General features: G+C 64.6%; 21 protein-coding genes and 1 riboswitch. Of the genes, 15 read left to right on the forward strand and 6 right to left on the reverse strand.

Going from position 1 to position 21,300, the window contains the following annotated elements:
- Nucleotides 1-221: 221 nt before the first annotated feature.
- Nucleotides 222-1,829: a PucR family transcriptional regulator gene (locus tag AC1DJW_RS03910; RefSeq protein ID WP_476900787.1), complete on the reverse strand. Its 1,608-nt coding sequence runs from the start codon at nt 1,827-1,829 to the stop codon at nt 222-224.
- Nucleotides 1,819-3,039, reverse strand: coding sequence for an alanine racemase (gene alr / locus AC1DJW_RS03915; RefSeq protein ID WP_476900788.1), 1,221 nt, complete (start codon nt 3,037-3,039; stop codon nt 1,819-1,821). The genes AC1DJW_RS03910 and alr overlap by 11 nt, the downstream gene beginning before the upstream one ends.
- 219 nt (nt 3,040-3,258) lie before the next feature.
- Between alr and AC1DJW_RS03920 the strand changes: the two genes are divergently transcribed.
- Nucleotides 3,259-4,689, forward strand: coding sequence for an amino acid permease (locus AC1DJW_RS03920; protein WP_476900860.1), 1,431 nt, complete (start codon nt 3,259-3,261; stop codon nt 4,687-4,689).
- Nucleotides 4,686-6,410, forward strand: coding sequence for a flavin monoamine oxidase family protein (locus tag AC1DJW_RS03925; RefSeq protein WP_476900789.1), 1,725 nt, complete (start codon nt 4,686-4,688; stop codon nt 6,408-6,410). Before AC1DJW_RS03920 ends, AC1DJW_RS03925 begins: the two co-directional genes overlap by 4 nt.
- Here the strand turns inward: AC1DJW_RS03925 and AC1DJW_RS03930 are convergent.
- The 3 genes from AC1DJW_RS03930 to purU all read right to left on the reverse strand — a co-directional run bounded on the left by AC1DJW_RS03930 (nt 6,407) and on the right by purU (nt 8,642).
- Nucleotides 6,407-6,931, reverse strand: a complete 525-nt coding sequence (locus AC1DJW_RS03930) for a gamma carbonic anhydrase family protein (protein ID WP_476900790.1) — start codon at nt 6,929-6,931, stop codon at nt 6,407-6,409. The genes AC1DJW_RS03925 and AC1DJW_RS03930 overlap by 4 nt on opposite strands.
- A 51-nt stretch (nt 6,932-6,982) precedes the next feature.
- Entirely contained in the window at nt 6,983-7,681 is a 699-nt protein-coding gene (locus tag AC1DJW_RS03935; RefSeq protein ID WP_476900791.1) for a class I SAM-dependent methyltransferase, read from the reverse strand.
- Nucleotides 7,682-7,781: 100 nt separating this feature from the next.
- Nucleotides 7,782-8,642 carry a formyltetrahydrofolate deformylase gene (gene purU / locus AC1DJW_RS03940; protein WP_459340646.1) on the reverse strand — a complete coding sequence of 287 codons (861 nt, stop codon included), beginning with the start codon at nt 8,640-8,642 and terminating at the stop codon, nt 7,782-7,784.
- A 35-nt stretch (nt 8,643-8,677) separates the two neighbouring features.
- Nucleotides 8,678-8,763, forward strand: a riboswitch (ZMP/ZTP riboswitch).
- Nucleotides 8,764-8,868: 105 nt separating this feature from the next.
- Here purU and glyA point away from each other — a divergent pair.
- The 13 genes from glyA (at nt 8,869) to AC1DJW_RS04005 (ending at nt 20,386) form a co-directional block, all read left to right on the forward strand.
- Complete coding sequence (gene glyA / locus AC1DJW_RS03945; protein WP_284751900.1) at nt 8,869-10,167, forward strand: serine hydroxymethyltransferase; 1,299 nt, start codon at nt 8,869-8,871, stop codon at nt 10,165-10,167.
- Between the two features lie 8 nt (nt 10,168-10,175).
- Entirely contained in the window at nt 10,176-11,087 is a 912-nt protein-coding gene (locus tag AC1DJW_RS03950; protein WP_390279541.1) for a bifunctional methylenetetrahydrofolate dehydrogenase/methenyltetrahydrofolate cyclohydrolase, read from the forward strand.
- Between the two features lie 57 nt (nt 11,088-11,144).
- Entirely contained in the window at nt 11,145-12,164 is a 1,020-nt protein-coding gene (locus AC1DJW_RS03955; protein WP_476900792.1) for a sensor histidine kinase, read from the forward strand.
- Nucleotides 12,161-12,826: a response regulator transcription factor gene (locus AC1DJW_RS03960; protein ID WP_476900793.1), complete on the forward strand. Its 666-nt coding sequence runs from the start codon at nt 12,161-12,163 to the stop codon at nt 12,824-12,826. Before AC1DJW_RS03955 ends, AC1DJW_RS03960 begins: the two co-directional genes overlap by 4 nt.
- A 133-nt stretch (nt 12,827-12,959) precedes the next feature.
- A complete protein-coding gene (locus AC1DJW_RS03965; RefSeq protein ID WP_390279547.1) occupies nt 12,960-13,259 on the forward strand; it encodes an SHOCT domain-containing protein in 300 nt (99 codons plus the stop codon).
- 229 nt (nt 13,260-13,488) lie between these two features.
- Entirely contained in the window at nt 13,489-14,418 is a 930-nt protein-coding gene (locus AC1DJW_RS03970) for an ABC transporter ATP-binding protein (protein WP_284751920.1), read from the forward strand.
- On the forward strand, nt 14,411-15,232 hold the full coding sequence (locus tag AC1DJW_RS03975; protein ID WP_284751905.1) for an ABC transporter permease: 822 nt from the start codon (nt 14,411-14,413) through the stop codon (nt 15,230-15,232). The genes AC1DJW_RS03970 and AC1DJW_RS03975 overlap by 8 nt, the downstream gene beginning before the upstream one ends.
- A complete protein-coding gene (locus tag AC1DJW_RS03980) occupies nt 15,229-16,074 on the forward strand; it encodes an ABC transporter permease (RefSeq protein ID WP_390279549.1) in 846 nt (281 codons plus the stop codon). The genes AC1DJW_RS03975 and AC1DJW_RS03980 overlap by 4 nt, the downstream gene beginning before the upstream one ends.
- A 67-nt stretch (nt 16,075-16,141) precedes the next feature.
- Nucleotides 16,142-16,711, forward strand: a complete 570-nt coding sequence (locus AC1DJW_RS03985) for a hypothetical protein (protein ID WP_284751907.1) — start codon at nt 16,142-16,144, stop codon at nt 16,709-16,711.
- A 10-nt stretch (nt 16,712-16,721) separates the two neighbouring features.
- Nucleotides 16,722-17,555 carry an exodeoxyribonuclease III gene (locus tag AC1DJW_RS03990; protein WP_284751908.1) on the forward strand — a complete coding sequence of 278 codons (834 nt, stop codon included), beginning with the start codon at nt 16,722-16,724 and terminating at the stop codon, nt 17,553-17,555.
- An 18-nt stretch (nt 17,556-17,573) separates the two neighbouring features.
- Nucleotides 17,574-18,665, forward strand: coding sequence for a tryptophan--tRNA ligase (gene trpS / locus AC1DJW_RS03995; protein ID WP_241709461.1), 1,092 nt, complete (start codon nt 17,574-17,576; stop codon nt 18,663-18,665).
- A 4-nt stretch (nt 18,666-18,669) separates the two neighbouring features.
- Nucleotides 18,670-19,362, forward strand: a complete 693-nt coding sequence (locus AC1DJW_RS04000; RefSeq protein WP_390279552.1) for a 2'-5' RNA ligase family protein — start codon at nt 18,670-18,672, stop codon at nt 19,360-19,362.
- 133 nt (nt 19,363-19,495) lie between these two features.
- Nucleotides 19,496-20,386, forward strand: a complete 891-nt coding sequence (locus AC1DJW_RS04005) for a YihY/virulence factor BrkB family protein (protein WP_476900794.1) — start codon at nt 19,496-19,498, stop codon at nt 20,384-20,386.
- A gap of 92 nt (nt 20,387-20,478) precedes the next feature.
- Here the strand turns inward: AC1DJW_RS04005 and AC1DJW_RS04010 are convergent, their stop codons facing one another.
- Nucleotides 20,479-21,243 (reverse strand): alpha/beta hydrolase, encoded by a 765-nt coding sequence (locus AC1DJW_RS04010; protein ID WP_459340640.1) that lies wholly within the window; start codon nt 21,241-21,243, stop codon nt 20,479-20,481.
- Nucleotides 21,244-21,300: the final 57 nt, after the last annotated feature.

Genomic DNA, 21,300 nt, shown 5'->3' on the forward strand with positions numbered 1-21,300 from the left:
TCGTTCCTCCACTTCGATTTGAGCTACTGGCGGACGCCGTGTAGCCGGCAGTCGAATGCTAGGCCCGGAAAACCCCGTCTCAGTGGTCAAACGGCGAAATTAAGTGGTGGAACCGGGCAAAATACGTGCAAAATTCGCGTTTCTCAGTGTGCCTGCGGCCCCGTCTACGTGTTTTAAGCAGCACAACACGTAGACAGACCCCGGCCAGGAAGTGCCGAAGACTAAGCGCCCCCTCCGCCCACCAACCCGTCCGTGTACTGGAGCGCGATCCAAAGTTCCGCGCGCACTTGGGCCTGGTTCAAGTCGGTGTCGAGCAGTTCGGCGAGCAGGCCGATCTGGCGGCGCACGCTGTTGCGGTGCAACCCCAGCAGCTTTGCGGAGGCATCCCAGCTGCCGTTTTCGCTCAGCCAGCCCCGGAGCACTGCCAAGAGGGGATCGCGCCGATCAGCTTCCAGGGCAAGCACCGGTTCAAGAAGCCTCGCCGCCAGCATGGACCCGGCCTCGCGGCCCAGGAGTCCGGTGACGGACCAGGTCACCTCGTCGACACGGGCGCTCCGTCCGCTGGACTGGACGCGTGAACGGAGCGACGTCACCCGCTGATGCGCTGCGGCGAGCCCGGTCAGTTCCGTCGGGTCTCCAATGACGAGCCGCCAACCTAGCTTTTCGACGTCCGCCAGGAGCGCGTCGTCCACCTTCAAACGAGTGATCGCAGCGAATCCGTAATCGGTGATTTCCACCAGTTTGGTGTCGAAGAGGCGCCGCCATTGCAATAGCTCTCGCACCGGGCTGTCGCCGGCGGGCCATTCGGGAGAGTCCACCTTGATGCCTTGGACTACGCGCAGGGGAGCGGATCGCGTGGAGGACAGGCTCTGCGCCAGGAGGTCCTTGAGTCCGTTGACGTGCCGGGTGCCACCGGTCGCAAGGCTTTCCGGGTGCAGCAGCAACGCCGTCGCCAATTGGCTTGGCGCGAGGGAGCCGCTGGTCCGTTGGCGGACGAGTAACTCCAGCAACCCCACGACGGACTGCACCACGCTGTTCTGGGCAGGAGTCAGCGCAGCGTCTGAGCCCAGTATCAGGGCGCCCAGATTGGCGTCCTTGGTGCTCCGCAGCGGGTGGCCGAAAACCATCTCGGAGCCAGGCTGCCCAAAGCCGTCCACCTCAACCCGCGGCCCGCTGCCCGAAAGGAGTCGCTCCAGCATGGGCTCCAGCAGTGAATGCTCGACGCCGGTGCTGCCGCCGGCAGCGTGGGCGCGTGCACGTACCCGCCCGTCCGCGCCGACCAGAAGCGCCCACACGGGAACCTTCTGTACCAAAGCGGCGAGCAGTTCGTGTTCAGGCCGGGGGGAGAGGACGGCCCGCATGAGTTGCCGGTTGGTGTCCGCGAGCTGGCGGAAGACCTTCGCGTTGTCCGATTCCAGGAGCTGGGAGAACTCAAGCCCGATCGCGGCGAACGGTATGGATTCCGGAATCTCGATCAAGGTGAGCTTGTGCCGCCTGCAGGCCTTGAGCAGCTCGGCCGGGACTGCGTCGAAATACGGCCTGATCCCGAAGCCCAGCGCCGCCACCTTGGCCCCCACCAGCCGCTTCACGTAAGCATCCACGCTCTCCCTGGACCCGCCATCACCCAGGAAAGGGAGCCCCGCGGTCAGCAGGAACTCCCCTTCCGGCAGGTAGGGCGTGGGGTCGTCCAGTTCGCTGGGTTCAACCCAGCGCAGCAGTTCCCCGCCGCTGCCGCCGTCGTGGAGTATCTCCAACTCGGGCGGCAGCTGCTTCAGGAACTGCTCAAGCGTGACGAAACTCAGGCGGCCGGCGGCGGGCTCAGGCGACATCGCTCGCTGCCTCCTGGTAATCGGGGCACTCGTAGGCGCCGGATTCGTAGACTCGGGGCAGTCGCGGTGCGATCCGGTTGATGATCTCGTCGCCGTGGCTTCCGATGGCGGCGCCCCAATCGTCGGCGCTCGCGGCCCCTCCGGCCGGATCGCCGAACAGGACCGCGGTGTGTCCGACCTCGATTCCAGTCCCATCCGGGCCGAGGTCCACCATGAACTGGTCCATGCACACCTTGCCGATCACCGGGACCTTCCGTCCAGCGATCTGGACCAGGGTTCGGCCGCTGATGCCCTTGGGGATGCCGTCGGCGTAACCCAGGGGGATGAGGCCGAGGTAGCGCGGCTCATGCGTGATGGCTTGGTGCTCGTAACTGACACCGGTTCCCGCGGGTACCTTCTTGACCATGACGAGTGGTGCCGTGACGCTCAAGGCGGGGCGCAGTCCGAAGTCGGCGGGATCCAGGTGGTCAGCGGGTGCCAATCCATAGATGGCCAGTCCGGCGCGGACCATATCGAAGTGGAATTCGGGCCGGTCCAGGATGTTTGCCGAGCTCGACACGTGCCGCAATTGCGGGTCCAGGCCGGCAGCTTGGGCTTCGCGAACGGCTTCTTCGAACTCCGCCACGGCGGCGGCGTTGCCGGGGTGGGCGGGAACGTCGGCCCACGCCAAGTGGGTCCAGATGCCGCGGACCAGAACCGTGCCGTCCTGCTCCGCCTTGCGCGCCTGAGCCACCAGCTCGGGCCAGTCTTCCTTGCGCGCACCGCCGCGGCTGAGGCCGCTGTCCAGCTCGAGGTGCACGACGGCGGGGCGACCCAATTGCCTCGCGATCCCGGCTAGGACTTCAAGTTGACCGACGCTCCCAAGCGAAACGTCGACGTCGTACTCGAGTGCCTCGCGAATGGTCGCGCTGGTCTGGGATGCCAGATATAACCACGACAGGACCGGCACGGTGATGCCCGCCTGGCGCAATGCGATGGCTTCGTTCAATTGGGCCGTTCCCAGCCAATCGGCTCCTGCCGCCACGGCCGTGCGGGCAACATCCACGAGGCCGTGGCCGTAGCCGTTCCCCTTGATGACGGCCATGAAATGTGGCGCGGCGGTGCGCTGCTTGAGAGCTTTGATGTTGTCTGAAATCGCAGACAGATCGACGCTGACCTGCCCGGAAAGTGCCGCTTCCGGCGTAGTTTCTGATTGTGCAATACGTCTCATGGTTGATCACTATAGGTCATTTTGCACCGCCGTGAGAGCTGGCTCACAGGCTTACGGTTGTCAGGGGAAACCGCCAACTACTCTGAAGGGACGTCAACGGTGACTGTGCCTACCTCCACCCAGACCAAGCCAACGCACGCCGCGAATACGGATGCCGGCAACACCGCCCGCCGCCCGGGGCTCGGTTCGCAGCTGCTCCGCCGCAAGCCGATCGGGCAGATGGTCAGCGAAGCCGGAAGCAGCGAAAGCGGTACGCCGCTGGTCCGCAGCTTCGGTGTGCTCCAACTGACGATGATCAGTGTCGGCGCGACACTTGGCACCGGCATCCTGGTGATCCTGGGTGAATCCGTGCCGCTGGCCGGACCCGCGGTCTGGATTTCCTTTGTGGTGGCGGGTCTCGCTGCCCTGTTCTCCGCGGTGTCCTACGCGGAAATGGCGGGCCTCGTACCCGTAGCCGGCTCGAGCTACTCCTACTCCTACGCCACCATGGGCGAGGGCATGGCCTGGATCTGTGGTTGGTGCCTCGTCCTCGAATACGCCGTCTCAGTAGCTGCCGTGGCCGTCGGCGCAGGGCAATACGTAAACGAAACCCTGGCAGCGTTCGGGCAGTTCCTCCCCGACGCGATGTCCCAGCCACCGGGCAGCGGTGGCGTGGTCAACATCCCCGCCATGGCGATTGTTGTCCTCGCGATGATCCTGCTGGTGCGGGGCGCCAAGGAGAGCGCGTGGATCAACACCGCGATCGTGACCATCAAGATTGTCATTCTGCTGTTCTTCTGCGCCGTTGCCTTCACCGCGTTCAACGCCGGCAACTTCGAACCCCTCATGCCGATGGGTGCCGCAGGTGTTTCGGCCGCTGCATCCCGCGTCTTCTTCTCCTACATCGGCTTCGACGCCGCCTCCACTGCCGGAGAGGAAGCCCGCAACCCCAAGCGCGACCTGCCCCGGGCCATCCTGCTCTCCATGGTGATCGTGACCAGCATTTACGTCCTGGTCGCCGTGGCGGCCATCGGCGCGCGGCCCTGGGAATGGTTCGGCGGCACCGAGGCAGCCCTGGTCCAGATCCTCGAGGAAACCACCCAGCAGCCCTGGATCGCGCTCGTCTTCTCCATCGGAGCCGTGCTCGCCATCGCCAGCATCGTCCTGACCGTGCTCTACGGCCAGACCCGGATCCTGCTCTCCATGTCCCGCGACGGACTGGTCCCCGAGGTCTTCGGCCGTATTTCCCCGCGCACCGGCACCCCGGTGGCCGGAACGCTCATCGTGGGCACCGCCGTCGCACTCACCGCAGGGCTTGTCCCGCTCGGCGCGCTGGCTGACGCCACCAGCATCGGCACCCTCTTCGCGTTCGCGCTGGTGAACGTTGCCGTCATCTACCTGCGGCGCAACCGCCCGGAACTCAAGCGCAGCTTCCGCGTGCCGCTTTACCCGATCACCCCCGTTCTCGGCACCCTGATGTGCGCCTACCTCATGGCCAACCTGGGCGCAGACACCTGGGTGGTGTTCGGTGGCTGGATGCTCGTGGGGATCGCCCTTTACTTCGGCTATGGACGCCGGAATTCCAAGGTAGCGGCCCTGACCGAACAGGATTACCGTGAACTATCCGCAAGGGTCCCCGACCCGGAAACTGTGAAGGCAGAACTTTCATGACCATCGCCACCGAATTGCCCACGGAACCCACACCCCGCGCGGGGGACGCGGGGAATTCCAAGGCAACGCCGGCCGACGCTCCCATCACCATGCTGAACCCCGACTTCCCGTTCAGCTACGACCACTACCTCGCCCACCCCGACGGTCTGGCGGTTGTTCCGCCGGAACTGTACGGCACGGAGGTCGCAGTGATCGGCGCCGGCCTCTCGGGACTCGTCACGGCCTACGAGCTCATGAAACTCGGACTGCGGCCCGTGGTCTACGAGGCTGACCAGATCGGCGGGCGGCTCCGCACCGCGGGCTTCCCCTCGGCTCCTGGAGTGGTGGCAGATCTTGGCGGCATGCGGTTCCCGGTGTCCGGCAAGGCGTTCTACCACTATGTGGACCTGCTCGGCCTGGACACCCAGGAATTCCCCAACCCGCTCGCGCCCGCAACATCGAGCACGGTGATCGAGTTGGCCGGGCAGAAACACTATGCGGCCACGTCGGCTGACCTCCCGGAGTTCTTCCACGAAGTTGCCGCAGCCTGGAAGGCCGCCGTCAATGACGGCGCGGCGTTCCAGGAAATGCAGGAAGCCATCCGGGCCCGGGACACCACCCGCATCAAGGAACTCTGGAACGAACTGCTCCCGCTCCTGGATGAGCAGACCTTCTACGGCTTCATCGCCGCAAGCAAGTCCTTCAAAGAGGCCGGATTCGCGCATCGCGAGGCCTTCGGGCAGGTAGGTTTCGGTACCGGCGGCTGGGACACCGACTTCCCCAACTCCATCCTCGAGATCCTGCGCGTCGTCTACACAGACGCCGATGACCAGCACCGGCTCATCACTGGGGGCGCGCAGCGGCTCCCCGAGGCACTGTGGCACCACGCGCCGTCGGGCATGGCCCACTGGCCCGAGGGCACCTCGCTCGCATCGTTGCATTCCGGTTCCCCGCGCGGAGCCGTGGACCGCATCGAGCGTGGAGAGAACGGCGACCTTATGGTGCGCGAACGGTGGGGCCGCGAAACCGGGTACCCCGCCGTCGTGACCACATGCCAGTCCTGGCTGTTGTCCACGCGGATCCACACCCAGGAATCGTTGTTCCCGTCGGAACTGTGGACCGCGATCGAGCGCTCGCACTACATGCAGTCGTCCAAGACCTTCGTGATGGTGGACCGGCCGTTCTGGAAGGACATCGACCCCGAAACGGGCCGCGAAGTGTTGTCCATGACCCTGACCGACCGGCTCAACCGCGCAACGTACCTGCTCGACGACGGTCCGGACAAGCCTGCAGTCATCCTGCTTTCCTACACGTGGAACGACGACGCCCTGAAGTGGCTCTCGCTCAGCGCCGAGGAACGCGTCAAGCTCATGTTGCACTCGCTTGAGCAGATCTATCCGGGCGTGGACATTGCGAGCCACATCGTTGGCCAGCCCATCACCGTTTCCTGGGAGGCCGACCCCAACTTCATGGGTGCCTTCAAGGCCAACCTGCCCGGCCACTACCGCTACCAGCAGCGCTTGTTCACGCACTTCAAACAGGACAAGCTGCCGGAGAGCCAACGGGGCATCTTCCTGGCGGGCGACGACGTCTCGTTCACCGCAGGCTGGGCCGAAGGCGCCGTCACCACAGGGCTGAACGCTGTGTGGAGCGTCGTGAACCATCTTGGCGGTTCATCCGTGGCAGGCAACCCCGGTCCCGGTGACCTGTTGGACGAACTGGGGCCGATCAGCCTGGACTAGGCCTGCGCGTGCATGTCGCGGTGCGCTGCCGCCAGTTCCCTGTAGTGCGCCGCGTTGCGCTTCACGCCGTCGAGCTCTTCCTCGCTCAGTTCGCGGCGCACTTTGGCGGGCACCCCGGCAACCAGGGACCGCGGCGGGATGACAGTTCCCTCAAGCACGACGGCGCCGGCGGCCACAAGCGAACCGGTACCGATGACGGCGCCGTTCAGGATAGTGGCGCTCATGCCGATGAGGCAGTCGTCCTCCACGGTGCACCCGTGGACGACGGCGCTGTGACCGACGCTGACCCGCGCGCCGACGGTGCAGGGGAAGCCGGGGTCGGCATGCAGGACCACATTGTCCTGGAGGTTCGAGCCCGTGCCGACGCTGATGGCGGCGGTGTCGGCACGGACTGACACACCATAGAAGGCGCTCGAGTCCTGGCCGAGGGTTGCCTTGCCGATGATGGAAGCCGTGGGTGCCACGAAGGCGGTGTCATGGATGGCCGGGGTATCCCCGGCGAAGGTGTAAATGGGAGCCATGGGGCAAGCCTAGATGACGGCGCCTCCCTAACCTCGCTTCGCTCGGCCAGGTCACCCTGGCGGCGTGGGCCCAAACGAAGGAGTCCGGAGGACCAGGAACTGGTAATGCTGCGTCCAGTTCCCGGCGCCGGGTCCCGACTCGACTCCTGTGCCCTCGGGCCAGGTCTCAAAGCGCTCCACTTCGCCGTGCGCGCCAAAGATGCGGCGCAGAGTGTCATCGCTCCGCCGGCTGAAGAACCGCCGCGGCTCGTCCTGGTCCTCGGGGTTGAGGACTTCCTCATCGTCACCGGACCAGAGCCCGACGGCGATTGGCGCGCCAGCCGCGCTGACCCGCACGAGTTCACTGACGACGTCGTGGATTACCACGTTGGGCACGTGCAGGAGGGTGCTCATAGTCCACACGGCCGGGAAAGTAGCATCGGCGAACGGCAGGGACCGGCCGCTGGCAACGCTGGCGTCGAGCCCTTTGGCACGGGCAACGTGGATGCTCTCCTCGGACAGGTCGACGCCGGTGTAGTGCAATCCGGCCCGCACGAATTCCAAGCCTTCGACGCCTGTGCCGCAGCCTAGTTCGAACAGCGAGTGCCTGTGTTCTTCCTTGAGCAGGCGGATAAACCAGTCGCGGCATTCCGTCCGAGGTGGTGTCATGGCGCGGGTGTTCTGGATGCCGGCCTGCCGGTCGTAGTAAACCGCCAGGTTCGCCTCGTGATTGTCGGTTTCGTCGCTGAAGGCCCTCGGGGTCCCGTCCATGGACCCAGCGTAGAACACCCAACTAGCTAGCAGTAGATGCCGTTATGAGGCGTCAAAACGGCATTAAATGCGAGCTAGTTGGGTGGGGGAGCCCGCAGCGTTAGTTGAACACCACCGTGCGGGTGCCGTCGAGCAGAACGCGGTGTTCGGCGTGCCACTGCACAGCTTGGGCGAGCGTGCGGCCTTCGACGTCGCGGCCCATCTGCACGAATTGCTCGGCGGTGCGGGCGTGGTCCACCCGGATGACTTCCTGCTCGATGATCGGGCCCTCGTCGAGGTCCGCCGTGACGTAGTGGGCAGTGGCCCCGATGATCTTCACGCCCCGGGCATGCGCCTGGTGGTAGGGCTTGGCGCCCTTGAAGGACGGCAGGAAGGAGTGGTGGATGTTGATGGCCTTGCCGTTGAGCTCGGTGCAGAGCTCGTTGGAGAGGACCTGCATGTAGCGCGCCAGGACCGTCAGCTCGATGCCGTGCTCATGGATGAGTGCGAGCAGCTTCGCCTCGGCCTGGGGCTTGGTGTCCGGAGTGACCGGGATGTGGTGGAAGGGGATCCCGTAGAACTCCGCCAGGCCTTCGAGGTCCCGGTGGTTGGATACGATGGCGGGCACCTCGATGGGGAGGGTTCCGGAGCGTTGCTGGAAGAGCAGATCGTTGAGGCAGTGCGCGTCCTTTGAACCCAGGATCAGGGTACGGACCTTCTGGCCCACCGGGTTGATTTGCCACTTCATGCCGAATTCTTCGGCCACCGGGGCCAGCTCCGAACTCAGTTCAGCCTGGGTCGAGGACGTTGTGGCTTCCACCCGCATGAAGAAGTTTCCCGTGCTGGGGCTGCCGTATTGCTGGGAATCGGCGATGTTGCAGCCAGCCTCCAACAAAGCGCCAGCAACGGCGTGCACAATTCCGGGCCGGTCCGGGCAGGACAGGGTTACAACAAAAGACGTAGGCAGGGTGGAATCAGTCACACGTAAAGCCTACCGTTGCGCACCTGTTGTACTGTTTAAGTCGTCGCGACTGGCGTTGGGTGGTGTACCACCAGGGAGCGGCATTGTTGAAGACCACGGATCGTACGCCTGGGCCGAGGGTCACGTTTTACTGTCGCTGTGCCACGCCCCGTAATCAAAGGCATGGAAAAAACCCAGCCGGTAGCCTGACCTGTAGAAATACCCGTTGCCTATCCAGGAGATCTTCGTGACCACCTCCACCATCACCTCCGCGACCATCAGCAACCAGCCGCTTTCCGAGCTCGACCCCGAGATCGCCGCGGTTCTGGAACAGGAACTCGGCCGCCAGCGCGGCACCCTGGAAATGATCGCTTCCGAGAACTTTGCGCCCCGCGCCGTCATGGAGGCCCAGGGCTCCGTCCTGACCAACAAGTACGCCGAAGGCTACCCGGGCCGCCGCTACTACGGTGGCTGCGAATACGTCGACATTGCCGAGCAGCTGGCCATCGACCGGGTGAAGGAGCTCTTCGGCGCTGAGTACGCCAACGTGCAGCCGCACTCGGGTGCGCAGGCCAATGCCGCAGCCCTGTCCGCCATGATCACTCCCGGTGACAAGATCCTCGGCCTTTCCCTGGCCCACGGCGGCCACTTGACCCACGGCATGAAGCTCAACTTCTCCGGAAAGCTCTACAACGTAGCTGCCTACCAGGTCGAAGAAGACACCTTCCGCGTGGACATGGACAAGCTCCGCGAACAGGCCATTGCCGAGAAGCCGCAGGTCATCATCGCCGGCTGGTCCGCTTACCCGCGCCACCTCGACTTTGCAGCCTTCCGTTCCATCGCCGACGAGGTTGGCGCGCTCCTCTGGACGGACATGGCCCACTTTGCCGGCCTCGTCGCAGCAGGCCTGCACCCGAGCCCGGTGCCGCACTCCGACGTCGTGACCTCCACGGTGCACAAGACGCTGGCCGGACCCCGTTCCGGCGTGATCCTCGCCAAGCAGGAATGGGCTAAGAAGCTCAACTCAAACGTATTCCCGGGCCAGCAGGGCGGCCCGCTCATGCACGTGATCGCCGCCAAGGCTGTTGCGTTCAAGATCGCAGCCGGCGAGGAATTCAAGGAGCGCCAGGAGCGCGTCCTCGAAGGCGCCAAGATCATCGCAGATCGCCTCAACCAGGCCGACGTCGCTGAAGCCGGTGTTTCCGTGCTCACCGGCGGCACCGACGTCCACCTGGTCCTCGTGGACCTGCGCAACTCGCAGCTGGACGGCCAGCAGGCCGAAGACCTCCTGCACTCCGTGGGCATCACCGTCAACCGCAACGCCGTTCCGTTCGACCCCCGCCCGCCGATGGTCACCTCCGGCCTGCGCATCGGTACGCCGGCCCTGGCTACCCGCGGCTTCGGTGCCACTGAATTCACCGAGGTTGCCGAGATCATCGCTTCGGCGCTGAAGGCCGGGTCCGCTGCCGACGTTGAAGCCTTGCAGGCCCGCGTCGACAAGCTCGCCGCCGATTTCCCGCTGTACCCGCAGCACGAGCAGTGGTGACCCCGTCCATGGCGCAGACCGCGAAGATCCTTGACGGCAAGGCCGCCGCCGCCGCCATCAAATCTGAGCTGACTGAGCGAGTCGCTGCCCTGAAGGCCCGCGGCGTAACTCCGGGCATTGCCACTGTGCTCGTAGGTGCGGACCCCGCCTCGCAGCTTTACGTGTCCATGAAGCACAAGCAGTCTGTGGAGATCGGGATGAACTCGATCCAGCGTGAGCTTCCGGCGGATGCCACCCAGGCGCAGGTTGAGGCCCTCATCGACGAACTCAATGCGGACCCCGCCTGCCACGGTTACATCGTGCAACTGCCGCTGCCCAAGCACCTGGACACCGATGCCATCCTCGAGCGAATCGACCCCGCCAAGGATGCCGATGGCCTGCACCCGACCAACCTGGGCCGGCTGGTGCTCAACGTCAACGGAGAGATCACCTCGCCGCTGCCGTGCACACCCCGCGGCGTCATCGAGCTCCTGGAGCGCAACGGCTACAGCCTGGCCGGCAAGCACGTTGTGGTGGTCGGCCGCGGCGTTACGATCGGCCGCTCGATCGGCCTGCTGCTCACCCGGCGGGCCGTGAACGCCACCGTGACGCTGACGCACACCGGCACCAAGAACCTCTCGGAGCTGCTGCGGCAGGCGGACGTGATTGTAGGCGCGGCGGGTGCCAAGCACATCGTCAAGCCTGCGGACGTGAAGCCGGGCGCGGCCGTGCTCGACGTCGGTGTCACCCGTGAAACCGACCCCGAGACGGGCAAGAGCAAGGTCCACGGCGACATCGATCCCGCCGTTGCCGATGTAGCCGGCTGGATTTCGCCGAACCCCGGCGGCGTGGGTCCCATGACCGTGGCGCTGCTCATGACCAACGTGGTCGAAGCCGCGGAACGCCAAGTGGCAGCGGGAAGCGTCTCCGGCGTCGCCTGATTTTGCTCCCCACCGCCATGTAGGGCGCCTACTCCCTCGGGAGTAGGCCTGCGTCCCTTGGACCCGCTCGCCTTCATCCTGTTGTTGGCGGGCCCCGCGGCCTTGGCTTTCCGGATCCGCCGGCCCGCCGTCATGCTGCCGATCACCCTCGCGGCCACGTCCATCTATTTGCTCCTCGGTTACGCCTGGGGCCCGATTGTGCTGTCCCTGGCTCTCTCGATCATCCTGACCGCAGCCGCGGGACTGCGCTGGCAGGCCTGGCTCGGGGCTGGGATTTCCGCCGCCGCCGTCGTGCTGATGGCCGTCCTCGCCGGAGATGAGACGGGGCTTGTCCGGGCCTCTGCCGGTGTTGCCTGGGCTGCGATCCTTGTCCTGATCGGTGAAGGCTTCCGACGGCGGGGCGAACGGATGGCCGAATACCGGCGACGGCGGGAGGCTGCGAAACAGGCCGAACGGGACGAATACCGCCTCACGCTCGCCCGCGATATCCACGATGTTGTGGCGCACTCGCTGTCGATGATCAACGTCCAGGCCTCGGTGGCGCTCCACCTAGGCACGAACGATCCTGAGAAGCTCCGCCCGGCGCTGGAGGCCATCAAAGCCGCGAGCAAGGAGTCGTTGGCCGAGGTCCGTCAGCTCCTCGGTGTACTGCGCGACGACGCCCCGCTGAGTCCCGCGGCGCCGCTAAGTCTGGTGCGGATCCCGGAACTCGTGGACGACGCGCGGCGAGGCGGCCTGGAGGTGCGGTTCGAAAATTCCGTGGGCCCTGGTCTAATTGGTACAACACAGCAGGAAGCCGCCTACCGGATCGTCCAGGAAGGTCTGAGCAACGTCCGCCGGCACTCCGGCGCGGCGTCCGCCGTCATACTTCTGGAATTGGCGGGGAACGCGCTGCGGGTGAGTATCGACGACGACGGCGGAGGCCTCCGGGGAGCGCCCGCCGGGAACGGGCTGAGGGGCATGCGGGAGCGCGTCGAGGCCCTCGGCGGCACCCTTGGGCTGACGGCGCTGGAACCCGGACTGCGCGTGGAAGCGAACCTCCCGCTGAACCCACGCGAGGGAGGACTCCAACCATGATCCGCTTGCTGCTCGCGGACGACCAGAACCTCATCAGGGCGGGCTTCCGGGCCCTCTTGGACGCCGAACCGGACATGGAAGTGGTGGCGGAAGCCGGTACTGGGCGGGATGCCGTCAGGCTGGCCGAGCGTGAGGCTCCCGACGTCGTCCTCATGGACATACGTATGCCGGATGGCGACGGGCTGGCCGCGACCCGGGAAATCCTGGCCAACCCGCGCCTCGCGCACACCCGAATCATCATCCTCACCACGTTCGAGCTGGGCGAATACATCGCCGAAGCCGTGCGCGCGGGTGCCGCCGGTTTCCTCGTCAAGGACACCGAACCGGAGGAACTGATCCGCGCCGTGCGGGTAGTGCACGACGGCGACGCCCTCCTTTCGCCGTCCGTGACGCGCCGCATCATGGCCCAGCTCGCCCTGCACAGCAAGGCTGCGTCGAAGATAGTGCCCTTGGAGCAAATCACCGAGCGAGAACGGGAAGTCCTGGCGCTTGTAGGCGAAGGACTGAACAACGCAGAGATCGCCGAGCGGCTGTTCATCACCCCGCTGACAGCGAAGACGCACGTTTCACGGATCATGACCAAACTTCTGGTCCGGGATCGTGCGCAACTGGTGGTGTTGGCCTACGAATCCGGCTTGGTGCGGCCGGGCTGGAGCAGCTAGCCCTGCCCTGCAGTCTCCCGGGGGAGTAGGCGGCGAACCGTAAGTGACTCCCGGTGGCCGACGTCTTTCGATGGGCCAAAAACCAGACTGGAACCAGAGCCGAGATACGGCCTGTTGAGAGTTTGGACTGGACATGTTGACATCATTGAGCACCGCCATCGGCGCCGCGGCCGCCCAGCTGCCCGCCGACGTCGTTCACGGACCCGGGGACGGATTCGTCTTCTGGCCGTTTTTCCTCTTGATCCCGCTGTTTTGGATCCTCGTGATCGGATTCTTCATCTTTTTCGGCCGCCGGATGTGGCGCCGGAACCACTACTGGGCAGCAACACAGGGTGCTGAAAGCGTGCTGAGGGAGCGCTACGCACGGGGCGAAATCGACGAGACCGAGTACCGCCAACGCCTGGAAGTGCTGCGGGCACATCCCACAAAGTGACGAACCGGCGGATCCTGCTGGATCACTCGTCTGGATAAACCATCAGGCCTTGGAATCACGCGGTTCCAGGGCCTGAGGTTTGGAGTGATCCAGCAGAATGTCCCGCTGTGGTTCCGGGGTTACTCCAGAAAATTGCGGAATACCTCTTTCACGTATTCCTTGGCTCTACTAGTCTGCTGGGGTGCACAATGAAGCCACCCGCTCTTTCTCCATGTCAGCCAGCTTCCAGATGAACCCACCCGCAGTCATCACAGCCGAAAACCTCACCAAGAGCTACGGCGAGCTTGTCGCCGTCGACGGTATCTCCTTCGAGGTGCCGGCGGGGGAGTCCTTCGGCCTGCTTGGCCCCAACGGCGCCGGCAAATCGACCACCATGAAAATGATCGGCGGAGTCTCCCAGCGCACGTCCGGGAAGCTGAGCATCATGGGCCTGGACCCGGAAACGCATGGGCCGGAAGTCCGTGCGCACCTCGGAGTTGTGCCACAGCAGGACAACCTCGACGAGGAACTGAAGGTCCGCGAAAACCTGATTGTCTACGGCCGCTACTTCGGCCTGCCCTTGAGCTACTTGCGTCCCAAGGCCGATGAGCTGCTCGAGTTCGCCCAGCTGACGGACAAGGCCAAGTCCAGGGTTGATGCCCTCTCCGGCGGCATGAAACGGCGTCTCACGATTGCGCGCTCGCTCATCAACGAGCCCAAGATCCTGCTCCTGGACGAGCCCACCACGGGGCTGGACCCGCAGGCCCGCCACATCCTCTGGGACCGGCTGTTCAGGCTCAAGGAGCAAGGCGTCACCCTGATCCTCACCACGCACTACATGGACGAGGCCGAACAGCTTTGCGACCGGCTGATTGTGGTGGACAAGGGCCGGATCATGGCCGAAGGCTCGCCGGCCAGCCTGATCCGCGAATATTCCACGCGGGAGGTCCTGGAACTCCGCTTCGGTTCGGAACGCAACGCCACCATCGGCGTCGAACTCGCGGGCGTCGGCGAACGCGTCGAGACGCTTCCGGACCGGGTGCTCATCTATGCGGACGACGGCGAATCGGCGCTGGAGCAGGTCTCCGCACGCCGGCTCCGTCCCCTGACCTCGCTGGTGCGGCGTTCTTCGCTGGAGGACGTCTTCCTCCGGCTCACCGGACGGAGCCTCGTTGATTAGCGCACACTCGCCTGCCGTTTCAGCCAGCCGGGCGAAGCGCTGGGGATCTTTCTTCTACGCCGAGCAGGTCCTGCGTGTGATGCGTGGCTACGGCTGGTCCGTGTTCCTGTACAGCGTGGGGCAGCCGGTGGCGTATCTGTTCGCGATGGGCATCGGGTTGGCGAGCCTGGTGGATGCGAACAGCGCGGCAGTGTTTGGCGGAGTGAACTATTTGACCTTCATCGCGCCGGCGCTGCTGGTTTCATCCGCGGTCATGACAGCGTCGGGGGACTTTTCCTACCCGATCATGGACGGCTTCAAATGGCGTCGCGTGTTCTATGGCCCGCACGCCTCCCCGCTGGTGCCGCAGCAGATCGCTGCGGGCCACATCATGGCAAGTGCCTTGAAGTTCCTCGTGCAATCGCTGGTCTACTTCGCCATCGTGGCCATGTTCGGTGCCTCGCCGAGTCCGTGGGGCTGGGTGTCGGCGATTGTTGCCACGGTGGCCGGGCTCTCCTTCGGGCTGCCACTCATGGCCTACGCCTCGACCATCACCAAAGACTCCGGCCAGTTCGCGTTGGTGCAGCGATTCATCGTGGTACCGCTGTTCCTGTTTTCGGGCACGTTCTTCCCACTGGATTCGCTGCCGCTCGCAGTGCGCTGGATCGGTTGGATCTCCCCGGTGTGGCACGGAACGCAACTGGGCCGCGTCTTCACCTATGGACTCGAGGAGAATCCCTTGTTGACCCTGACCCACGTCCTGTTCCTCGTGGGCGCCGCCGCTGCAGGTTGGACGCTCACGCGGCGCCAGTTCGCCCGGAGGATGGGGGCATGAGCGCCCTGGCCGAAGGCCAGACAGGACCGCACAGCGCCACCGACGCCGCCCGTGAACGTACCTTCGGCCCGCTGTACTCCCGCAACGCGCTTGCTGTGGTGTCGCGGGGCCTCATGGCAGCGAAAAGCAGCACGTGGTTGATCCTGGTTTCCGGGTTCTTCGAGCCGGTGCTTTACCTGATTTCGATGGGCGTGGGACTCGGCCCGATTGTGGGTACCGTGGCGGGACCGGGCGGCCAGGAAATCAGTTATGCGGCCTACATCGCGCCCGCGCTCCTAGCCGTGTCCGCCATGAACGGCGCCGTCTATGACTCCACGTGGAATGTCTTCTTCAAGATGAACTTCGCCAAGCTGTACCAGGGAATGCTCTACACCTCGCTCGGACCATTGGACGTAGCCATCGGGGAGATCTTCCTGGCCCTGTTGCGCGGACTCCTGTACGCCACGGGGTTCACGGCCGTCATGGCCGTCATGGGACTCATCACCACGCCATGGGCGGTCCTGGTCATCCCCGCCTCAGTGCTGATCGCTTTTGGCTTCGCGAGTTTCGGCATGGGCATCACCAGCTTCATGAAGACTTTCCAACAGATGGACTGGATCAACTTCTTCATGCTGCCCATGTTTCTTTTCAGCGCTACCTTCTACCCGTTGAGCGTCTATCCGCAATACATCCAGTGGCTCATCCAAGCGATGCCGCTCTGGCATGGCGTGGAACTCCTGCGGCAGATCAGCATTGGTTCCTTCAGCCCGGCCACGGCAGTCCATATCGCCTACTACCTCGTGATGATCGCCCTCGGCATCACGCTCACTACCGGAAGGTTGCGCAAGCTCTTCCTGAAATAGCGGCACGGGCTGTTCGCCGGGGGTGGAAGCGGGCAGTTCGCCGTGCGGAGTTTGCGACAATGGGTGCATGCGATCCCTCGGCGACTCCCCGTCATCTGTTCCCTCGTCCGCTTCCGCCAGGAGCCCTTTCAAAGGCTTCCGCATCGGTGGACTGGGCATGACGGTGGTGCTCATCGCTTTCCTGGTGGCCGTGATCTTCGCCGCCAACCATAACGACGTCGTCGGTTGGATCGTTGCCGTTGTCTCCTTCGGCTGGCTCGCGCTCGCCGCTTTCGTGGTCTTCAGCATCCAGAAGGCCGCCAAGCGGGCCGGTGAAAAACTCACCGAAGCGCAGAACGCGTTCAACGCGGCAACCGGCCGGGCGCCGTCGTCGTCGAGCGCCGACCACGGTGGCACCCGGGTGGTCTCGGAACGGAGCGAAGCTGACGAAATGCGGGACCTCAAACTGGACCACTCTTTCAAGATTGTCCAGGTGCAAGTACGCGTGGTGGAGGACGAGCGCGCCAAGGGCGACGCCGCCGACCAGGACACCATCAACCGCGCCTTGGAAACCATCGCCATCACATCAAGCAATGCCCGGGACATGATCAAGTCCTCCGGCGGCGACGAGCCCGTCTCGGGCACCATCATCGACTAGAGTAGGCGGGGTGAGCTCGGCATTGAAGAAGGACTTCCTTCGCATCGCAACGGTCAACGTCAACGGCATTCGTGCCGCCTACAAGAAGGGCATGGCGGAGTGGCTGGAACCGCGCGACGTCGACATCCTGTGTCTGCAGGAAGTCCGCGCGCCCGATGAGGTGGTCCACCAGCTCATCGGCGAAGGCTGGCACATCCTCCACGCCGAAGCCGAGGCAAAGGGCCGCGCCGGCGTCGCGATTGCCTCCCGGCAGGAACCCGTGGCCACCCGCGTGGGTATCGGCGACGACTATTTCGCCACCACTGGTCGCTGGGTCGAGGCGGACTACGTTGTTCGGGACGGCGGCGGCAAGGACACTACCCTGACGGTCGTCAGCGCCTATGTGCACTCGGGCGAAGCGGACACACCCAAGCAGGTGGACAAGTACCGCTTCCTGGACGTCATGACCACAAGGCTTCCTGAACTTGCCAAGCACAGCGAGCACGCCCTGGTGGTCGGCGACCTCAACGTGGGCCACACCGAGCTCGACATCAAGAATTGGAAGGGCAACACCAAGCGTGCCGGGTTCCTTCCTGAGGAGCGCGCGTACTTCGACCGCTTCTTCGGCGACGAGATCGGATGGAGGGATGTCCACAGGGGCCTGGCAGGAAATGTCGATGGCCCCTACACCTGGTGGTCCCAGCGCGGTAAGGCCTTTGACACTGACACAGGCTGGCGCATCGACTACCACATGGCCACTCCTGGACTCGCGGCAGCCGCACTTTCGGCCGTCGTTGACCGGGCGCCGTCGTGGGACACCCGTTTTTCCGACCACGCACCGCTGGTAGTCGACTACCAGCTCTAGGCTTTCGAAAGTTTCCTCATGACCAGTTCCACCACGACTGAACCCGCTGCAGCCGCAGCCAAGGCAACATCCACCAAACTGGCCGCCGGGGCCAAGCACCGTGTGCTCTCCGGCATGCAGCCCTCCGCTGACTCCCTCCACCTGGGCAACTACCTTGGTGCCCTGGTCAACTGGGTCCGCATGCAGGACGAGTACGACGCCATCTTCTTCATCCCGGACCTGCATGCCATTACGGTGCCGCAGGATCCCGCTGAGCTGGCCCGCCGGACGCGCGTCACCGCTGCGCAATACATCGCAGGCGGCGTAGACGTCAACAAGTGCACGCTGTTCGTCCAGTCCCAGGTTCCTGAACACGCCCAGCTGGCGTGGGTCCTCGGCTGCATCACGGGCTTCGGCGAGGCCTCGCGCATGATCCAGTTCAAGGACAAGTCCCTGCAACACGGTTCGGACCACGCGAGCGTCGGGCTCTTCACGTACCCGATCCTGCAGGCAGCCGACATTCTGCTGTATCAGCCACACGGGGTGCCCGTAGGTGAAGACCAGCGGCAGCACATTGAACTCAGCCGCGACCTCGCCCAGCGTTTCAACAGCCGCTACGGCGAGACGTTCCAGGTACCGCAGGCCTTCATTCAGAAGGAAACGGCCAAGATCTACGATCTCCAGAACCCCACGGCAAAGATGTCCAAGTCCGCGGAGTCGCCGGCCGGCCTGATCAACCTGCTCGATGACCCGAAGATCACGGCCAAACGCATCAAGTCGGCAGTCACGGACACCGAGACGGAAATCCGCTTCGACCGCGAAGCCAAGCCCGGGGTGTCCAACCTGCTGAGCATCTACTCGTCCATCAGCGGCCAGCCGGTGGAGAAGATCGTCGCGGACTACGAAGGCAAGATGTACGGCCACCTAAAGGTCGATCTCGCTGAACTCGTTGCAGCCCACCTCGGTCCAATCCGGGACCGCGCCAACGAGTTGCTGGCCGATCCGGCCGAACTCGACCGGCTCCTGGCCCACGGGGCGGACAAAGCCCGCGAGATCGCCTCGGCCACGCTCGCCGACGTCTACGCCAAGGTGGGCTTCCTGCCTTACGGCGGAGCACAAGGAATCCGCTAAAGCCATGTGCGCAGCTGGCAAGCTCAGCGTCCAGGCCGGCTCCCTTTCAAGGGGAGCCGGCCAGGCCACTGATGCCCGCCTGGACACGGCTGCACGCCAGCCTGCCAGTGCGTGCGGGGAGAGCCTGTGCGTGGGGGTCATCCTGGGGTTCCCCCAGGATGTCGCCCGGGAACTGCAGCAATGGCGTGCTTCCTTCGGTGATCCCATGGCGGAAGTGATCCCGGCCCACATCACCCTCGTGACCACCACGCCTGCCCAGGACTGGGAAGCCACTCGCGAGCATGTTCGCGACGTCGCACGTCGCCAGGCACCATTCAAGATCACGATTTCCGGCACGGGCTCCTTCCGTCCGGTATCCCCGGTGGTGTTCCTGAAGGTAGAAGACGGTTTCGAGGAGTGCGTGGGCCTGCACGAACAACTGCAGACCGGCCCGCTGGAACGCGATCTTCCTTTCCCCTACCACCCGCACGTGACAGTTGCCCACGACGTCGCCCCCGAAAGCCTGGACGAGGCCGAAACGGTGCTCAAGAACTACACCGCCACCTTCCCTGTGGTTAGCATGGGACTCTACGAGCACGACGACAACGGCATCTGGCAGCTACGGGAAGAGCTCGACTTTGGCGGCGACGCAGACCAATCACGGGAAAGCACAGCACAACGATCGGCAACAGGCGGAGAGGCCCCCGCTACCGACTGAAGGAGCGCAGCTGAGGCTGCAGCTCATTCACCGGCAAGTCGAATGGGGTAAAGCCCGGCGCTCGGGCAATAGAGGCGCCACAATACCGGCCTTCATCAACCTGGCCCTCGCCCGGCTCAGCAACTTCCGGCCCATGCGCGCGTTTAACCTCTACAACCTGCGCCATGGTCCGTTGTTGAGCGCCGGCATAGGCTTCACGATGTTCTTCTCCATAACAGGCTTGCTGGCAACGGGATTCGCCGTGACCGGCCTGGTCCTCAACGGACAGCCCCAACTGGTTGATTCAATTGTCTCGAGCGTCGCCACGGCGGCCCCTGGACTCCTGAAAACGAACGGAGGCAACGGCCTGGTAGATCCGCATGATCTCCTGAATCCCACAGGCCTTGGCTGGACGGCTGCCATAGCCGCCGTCGTCACGGTGTTTACCGCGCTCGGCTGGATCGCCGGGATTCGGGAGGGACTTCGCGGGGTTATCGGACTGGACCCCGTCCAAGAGAACCCGCTCCTGATGAAGGCCCGCGACGCCGGTACCCTCCTGCTGCTCGGCGCGGCCCTGGTGGTCAGCGCCGGTGTTTCGCTCGTATTCGGGACGGCCGCCGGATGGATCATCGAACGGCTCGGCTTGGCTGACGCGGTGGCCGGCCCTGTTACCTGGCTCGTCCGCACGGCTGTTCCACTGGTCCTCAACTGGGCGACGGCGGTGATCATGTTCCGCTTCGCGGGCCGCCTGAAGCTTCGCCGCCGAGCGTTCCTGGAAGGAACGGTGCTCGCCGGTATCGGGACCACCATCCTCCAGATCTTCAGCACCGAGCTGCTGGCGAATGCCGGACGGAATCCCATTCTGGCCTCATTCGCCATCATCATCGGGCTTCTCATTTGGTTCAACCTGGTCAGCCAGGTCTATTTGGTATCCGGCGCGTGGGCGGCCATCAGGGAAGCGGACACGGGCGCACAAGGGCACCCCAAACCGGCCCTCGGATCACGACACCCTTCGCCGCGCACGTTCCACGCAAAAGGCTCCTGAGGCGCAGCGAGAGCCCCAACTGACTCGCAGTTGTTGTCGTTATGCGCCGTCTTAACGACAACAACTGCGAGTCAGTTGGGCTGAGTCTCGTGCTAGTCGCCGAGGTACTGGTCTGCCCACGCAGAGATGATTTTCGCCACCCGAGCGGCCTGTCCCTTGCCGGTCAGGAGATGGTCGCTGCCTTCGAGGGATACGAAGCTACGTGGGTGCCGCGCCGTCTGGAAAATGGTGCTGGCGTTGTCGATCCCTACCGTGTTGTCGGTGGGGGAGTGAAGAACCATGAGCGGCTTGTGCAGCGTCCGGATGCAATCGCTGAGGTCCGCGTTCTGGAGGTCCTCCACGAAGTGGCGGCGGATCTCGACGCGCTTGCCGCCCAGGTCCACCTCGGCGCTTCCTTCGCTGAGGATCTTGTCCATCGCCGAATCGAAGACGTGCTCCACGTGCTTGGGCGAGAACGGCGCGCCGACCGTCGCCACTGCGCGGAGATCCGGGATATCGCGTGCCGCCGCGAGGACCGCAGCACCGCCGAAGGAATGTCCCACGAGCAGGGAGATCGTCTTGCCTTCGGACCGCATGAATTCGGCGGCTCGTACGGTGTCGGCCACCTTGTGCGTGAATGATCCCTGCGACCATTCTCCGCCCGAGCCGCCCAGCCCGAGATTGTCGAAGCGGAGCATGCCTACGCCGGCCGCTGCCAGGCCCTTGCAGATGCGCGCAGCGGCAGGACTGTCCTTCCCCAGGGTGAAACCGTGGGAGAACACACCCCAGCCGCGCACCGGGCCGTCAGGCAGGTCCAGCAACCCCGAAAGCATGTCCCCGGTGGTGCCCTCGAAGGTGACTTTAACGGACGTTGTCATGTGTTGCCTTCCACTTTAAACGACGACGGCGCCGAATCCCCCAACACTCCCTACCCT

The sequence above is a fragment of the Arthrobacter sp. 05L417 genome, assembly GCF_056397865.1.

Bases quoted from the DNA above. Each gene is read 5' to 3' on its own strand.
- AC1DJW_RS03910 (WP_476900787.1), bottom strand. From the start codon at position 1,829: ATGTCGCCTGAGCCCGCCGCCGGCCGCCTGAGTTTCGTCACGCTTGAG.
- alr (WP_476900788.1), bottom strand. From the start codon at position 3,039: ATGAGACGTATTGCACAATCAGAAACTACGCCGGAAGCGGCACTTTCC.
- AC1DJW_RS03920 (WP_476900860.1), top strand. From the start codon at position 3,259: ATGGTCAGCGAAGCCGGAAGCAGCGAAAGCGGTACGCCGCTGGTCCGC.
- AC1DJW_RS03925 (WP_476900789.1), top strand. From the start codon at position 4,686: ATGACCATCGCCACCGAATTGCCCACGGAACCCACACCCCGCGCGGGG.
- AC1DJW_RS03930 (WP_476900790.1), bottom strand. From the start codon at position 6,931: ATGGCTCCCATTTACACCTTCGCCGGGGATACCCCGGCCATCCATGAC.
- AC1DJW_RS03935 (WP_476900791.1), bottom strand. From the start codon at position 7,681: ATGGACGGGACCCCGAGGGCCTTCAGCGACGAAACCGACAATCACGAG.
- AC1DJW_RS03950 (WP_390279541.1), top strand. From the start codon at position 10,176: ATGGCGCAGACCGCGAAGATCCTTGACGGCAAGGCCGCCGCCGCCGCC.
- AC1DJW_RS03960 (WP_476900793.1), top strand. From the start codon at position 12,161: ATGATCCGCTTGCTGCTCGCGGACGACCAGAACCTCATCAGGGCGGGC.
- AC1DJW_RS03965 (WP_390279547.1), top strand. From the start codon at position 12,960: ATGTTGACATCATTGAGCACCGCCATCGGCGCCGCGGCCGCCCAGCTG.
- AC1DJW_RS03970 (WP_284751920.1), top strand. From the start codon at position 13,489: ATGAACCCACCCGCAGTCATCACAGCCGAAAACCTCACCAAGAGCTAC.
- AC1DJW_RS03980 (WP_390279549.1), top strand. From the start codon at position 15,229: ATGAGCGCCCTGGCCGAAGGCCAGACAGGACCGCACAGCGCCACCGAC.
- AC1DJW_RS03985 (WP_284751907.1), top strand. From the start codon at position 16,142: ATGCGATCCCTCGGCGACTCCCCGTCATCTGTTCCCTCGTCCGCTTCC.
- trpS (WP_241709461.1), top strand. From the start codon at position 17,574: ATGACCAGTTCCACCACGACTGAACCCGCTGCAGCCGCAGCCAAGGCA.
- AC1DJW_RS04000 (WP_390279552.1), top strand. From the start codon at position 18,670: ATGTGCGCAGCTGGCAAGCTCAGCGTCCAGGCCGGCTCCCTTTCAAGG.
- AC1DJW_RS04005 (WP_476900794.1), top strand. From the start codon at position 19,496: ATGCGCGCGTTTAACCTCTACAACCTGCGCCATGGTCCGTTGTTGAGC.
- AC1DJW_RS04010 (WP_459340640.1), bottom strand. From the start codon at position 21,243: ATGACAACGTCCGTTAAAGTCACCTTCGAGGGCACCACCGGGGACATG.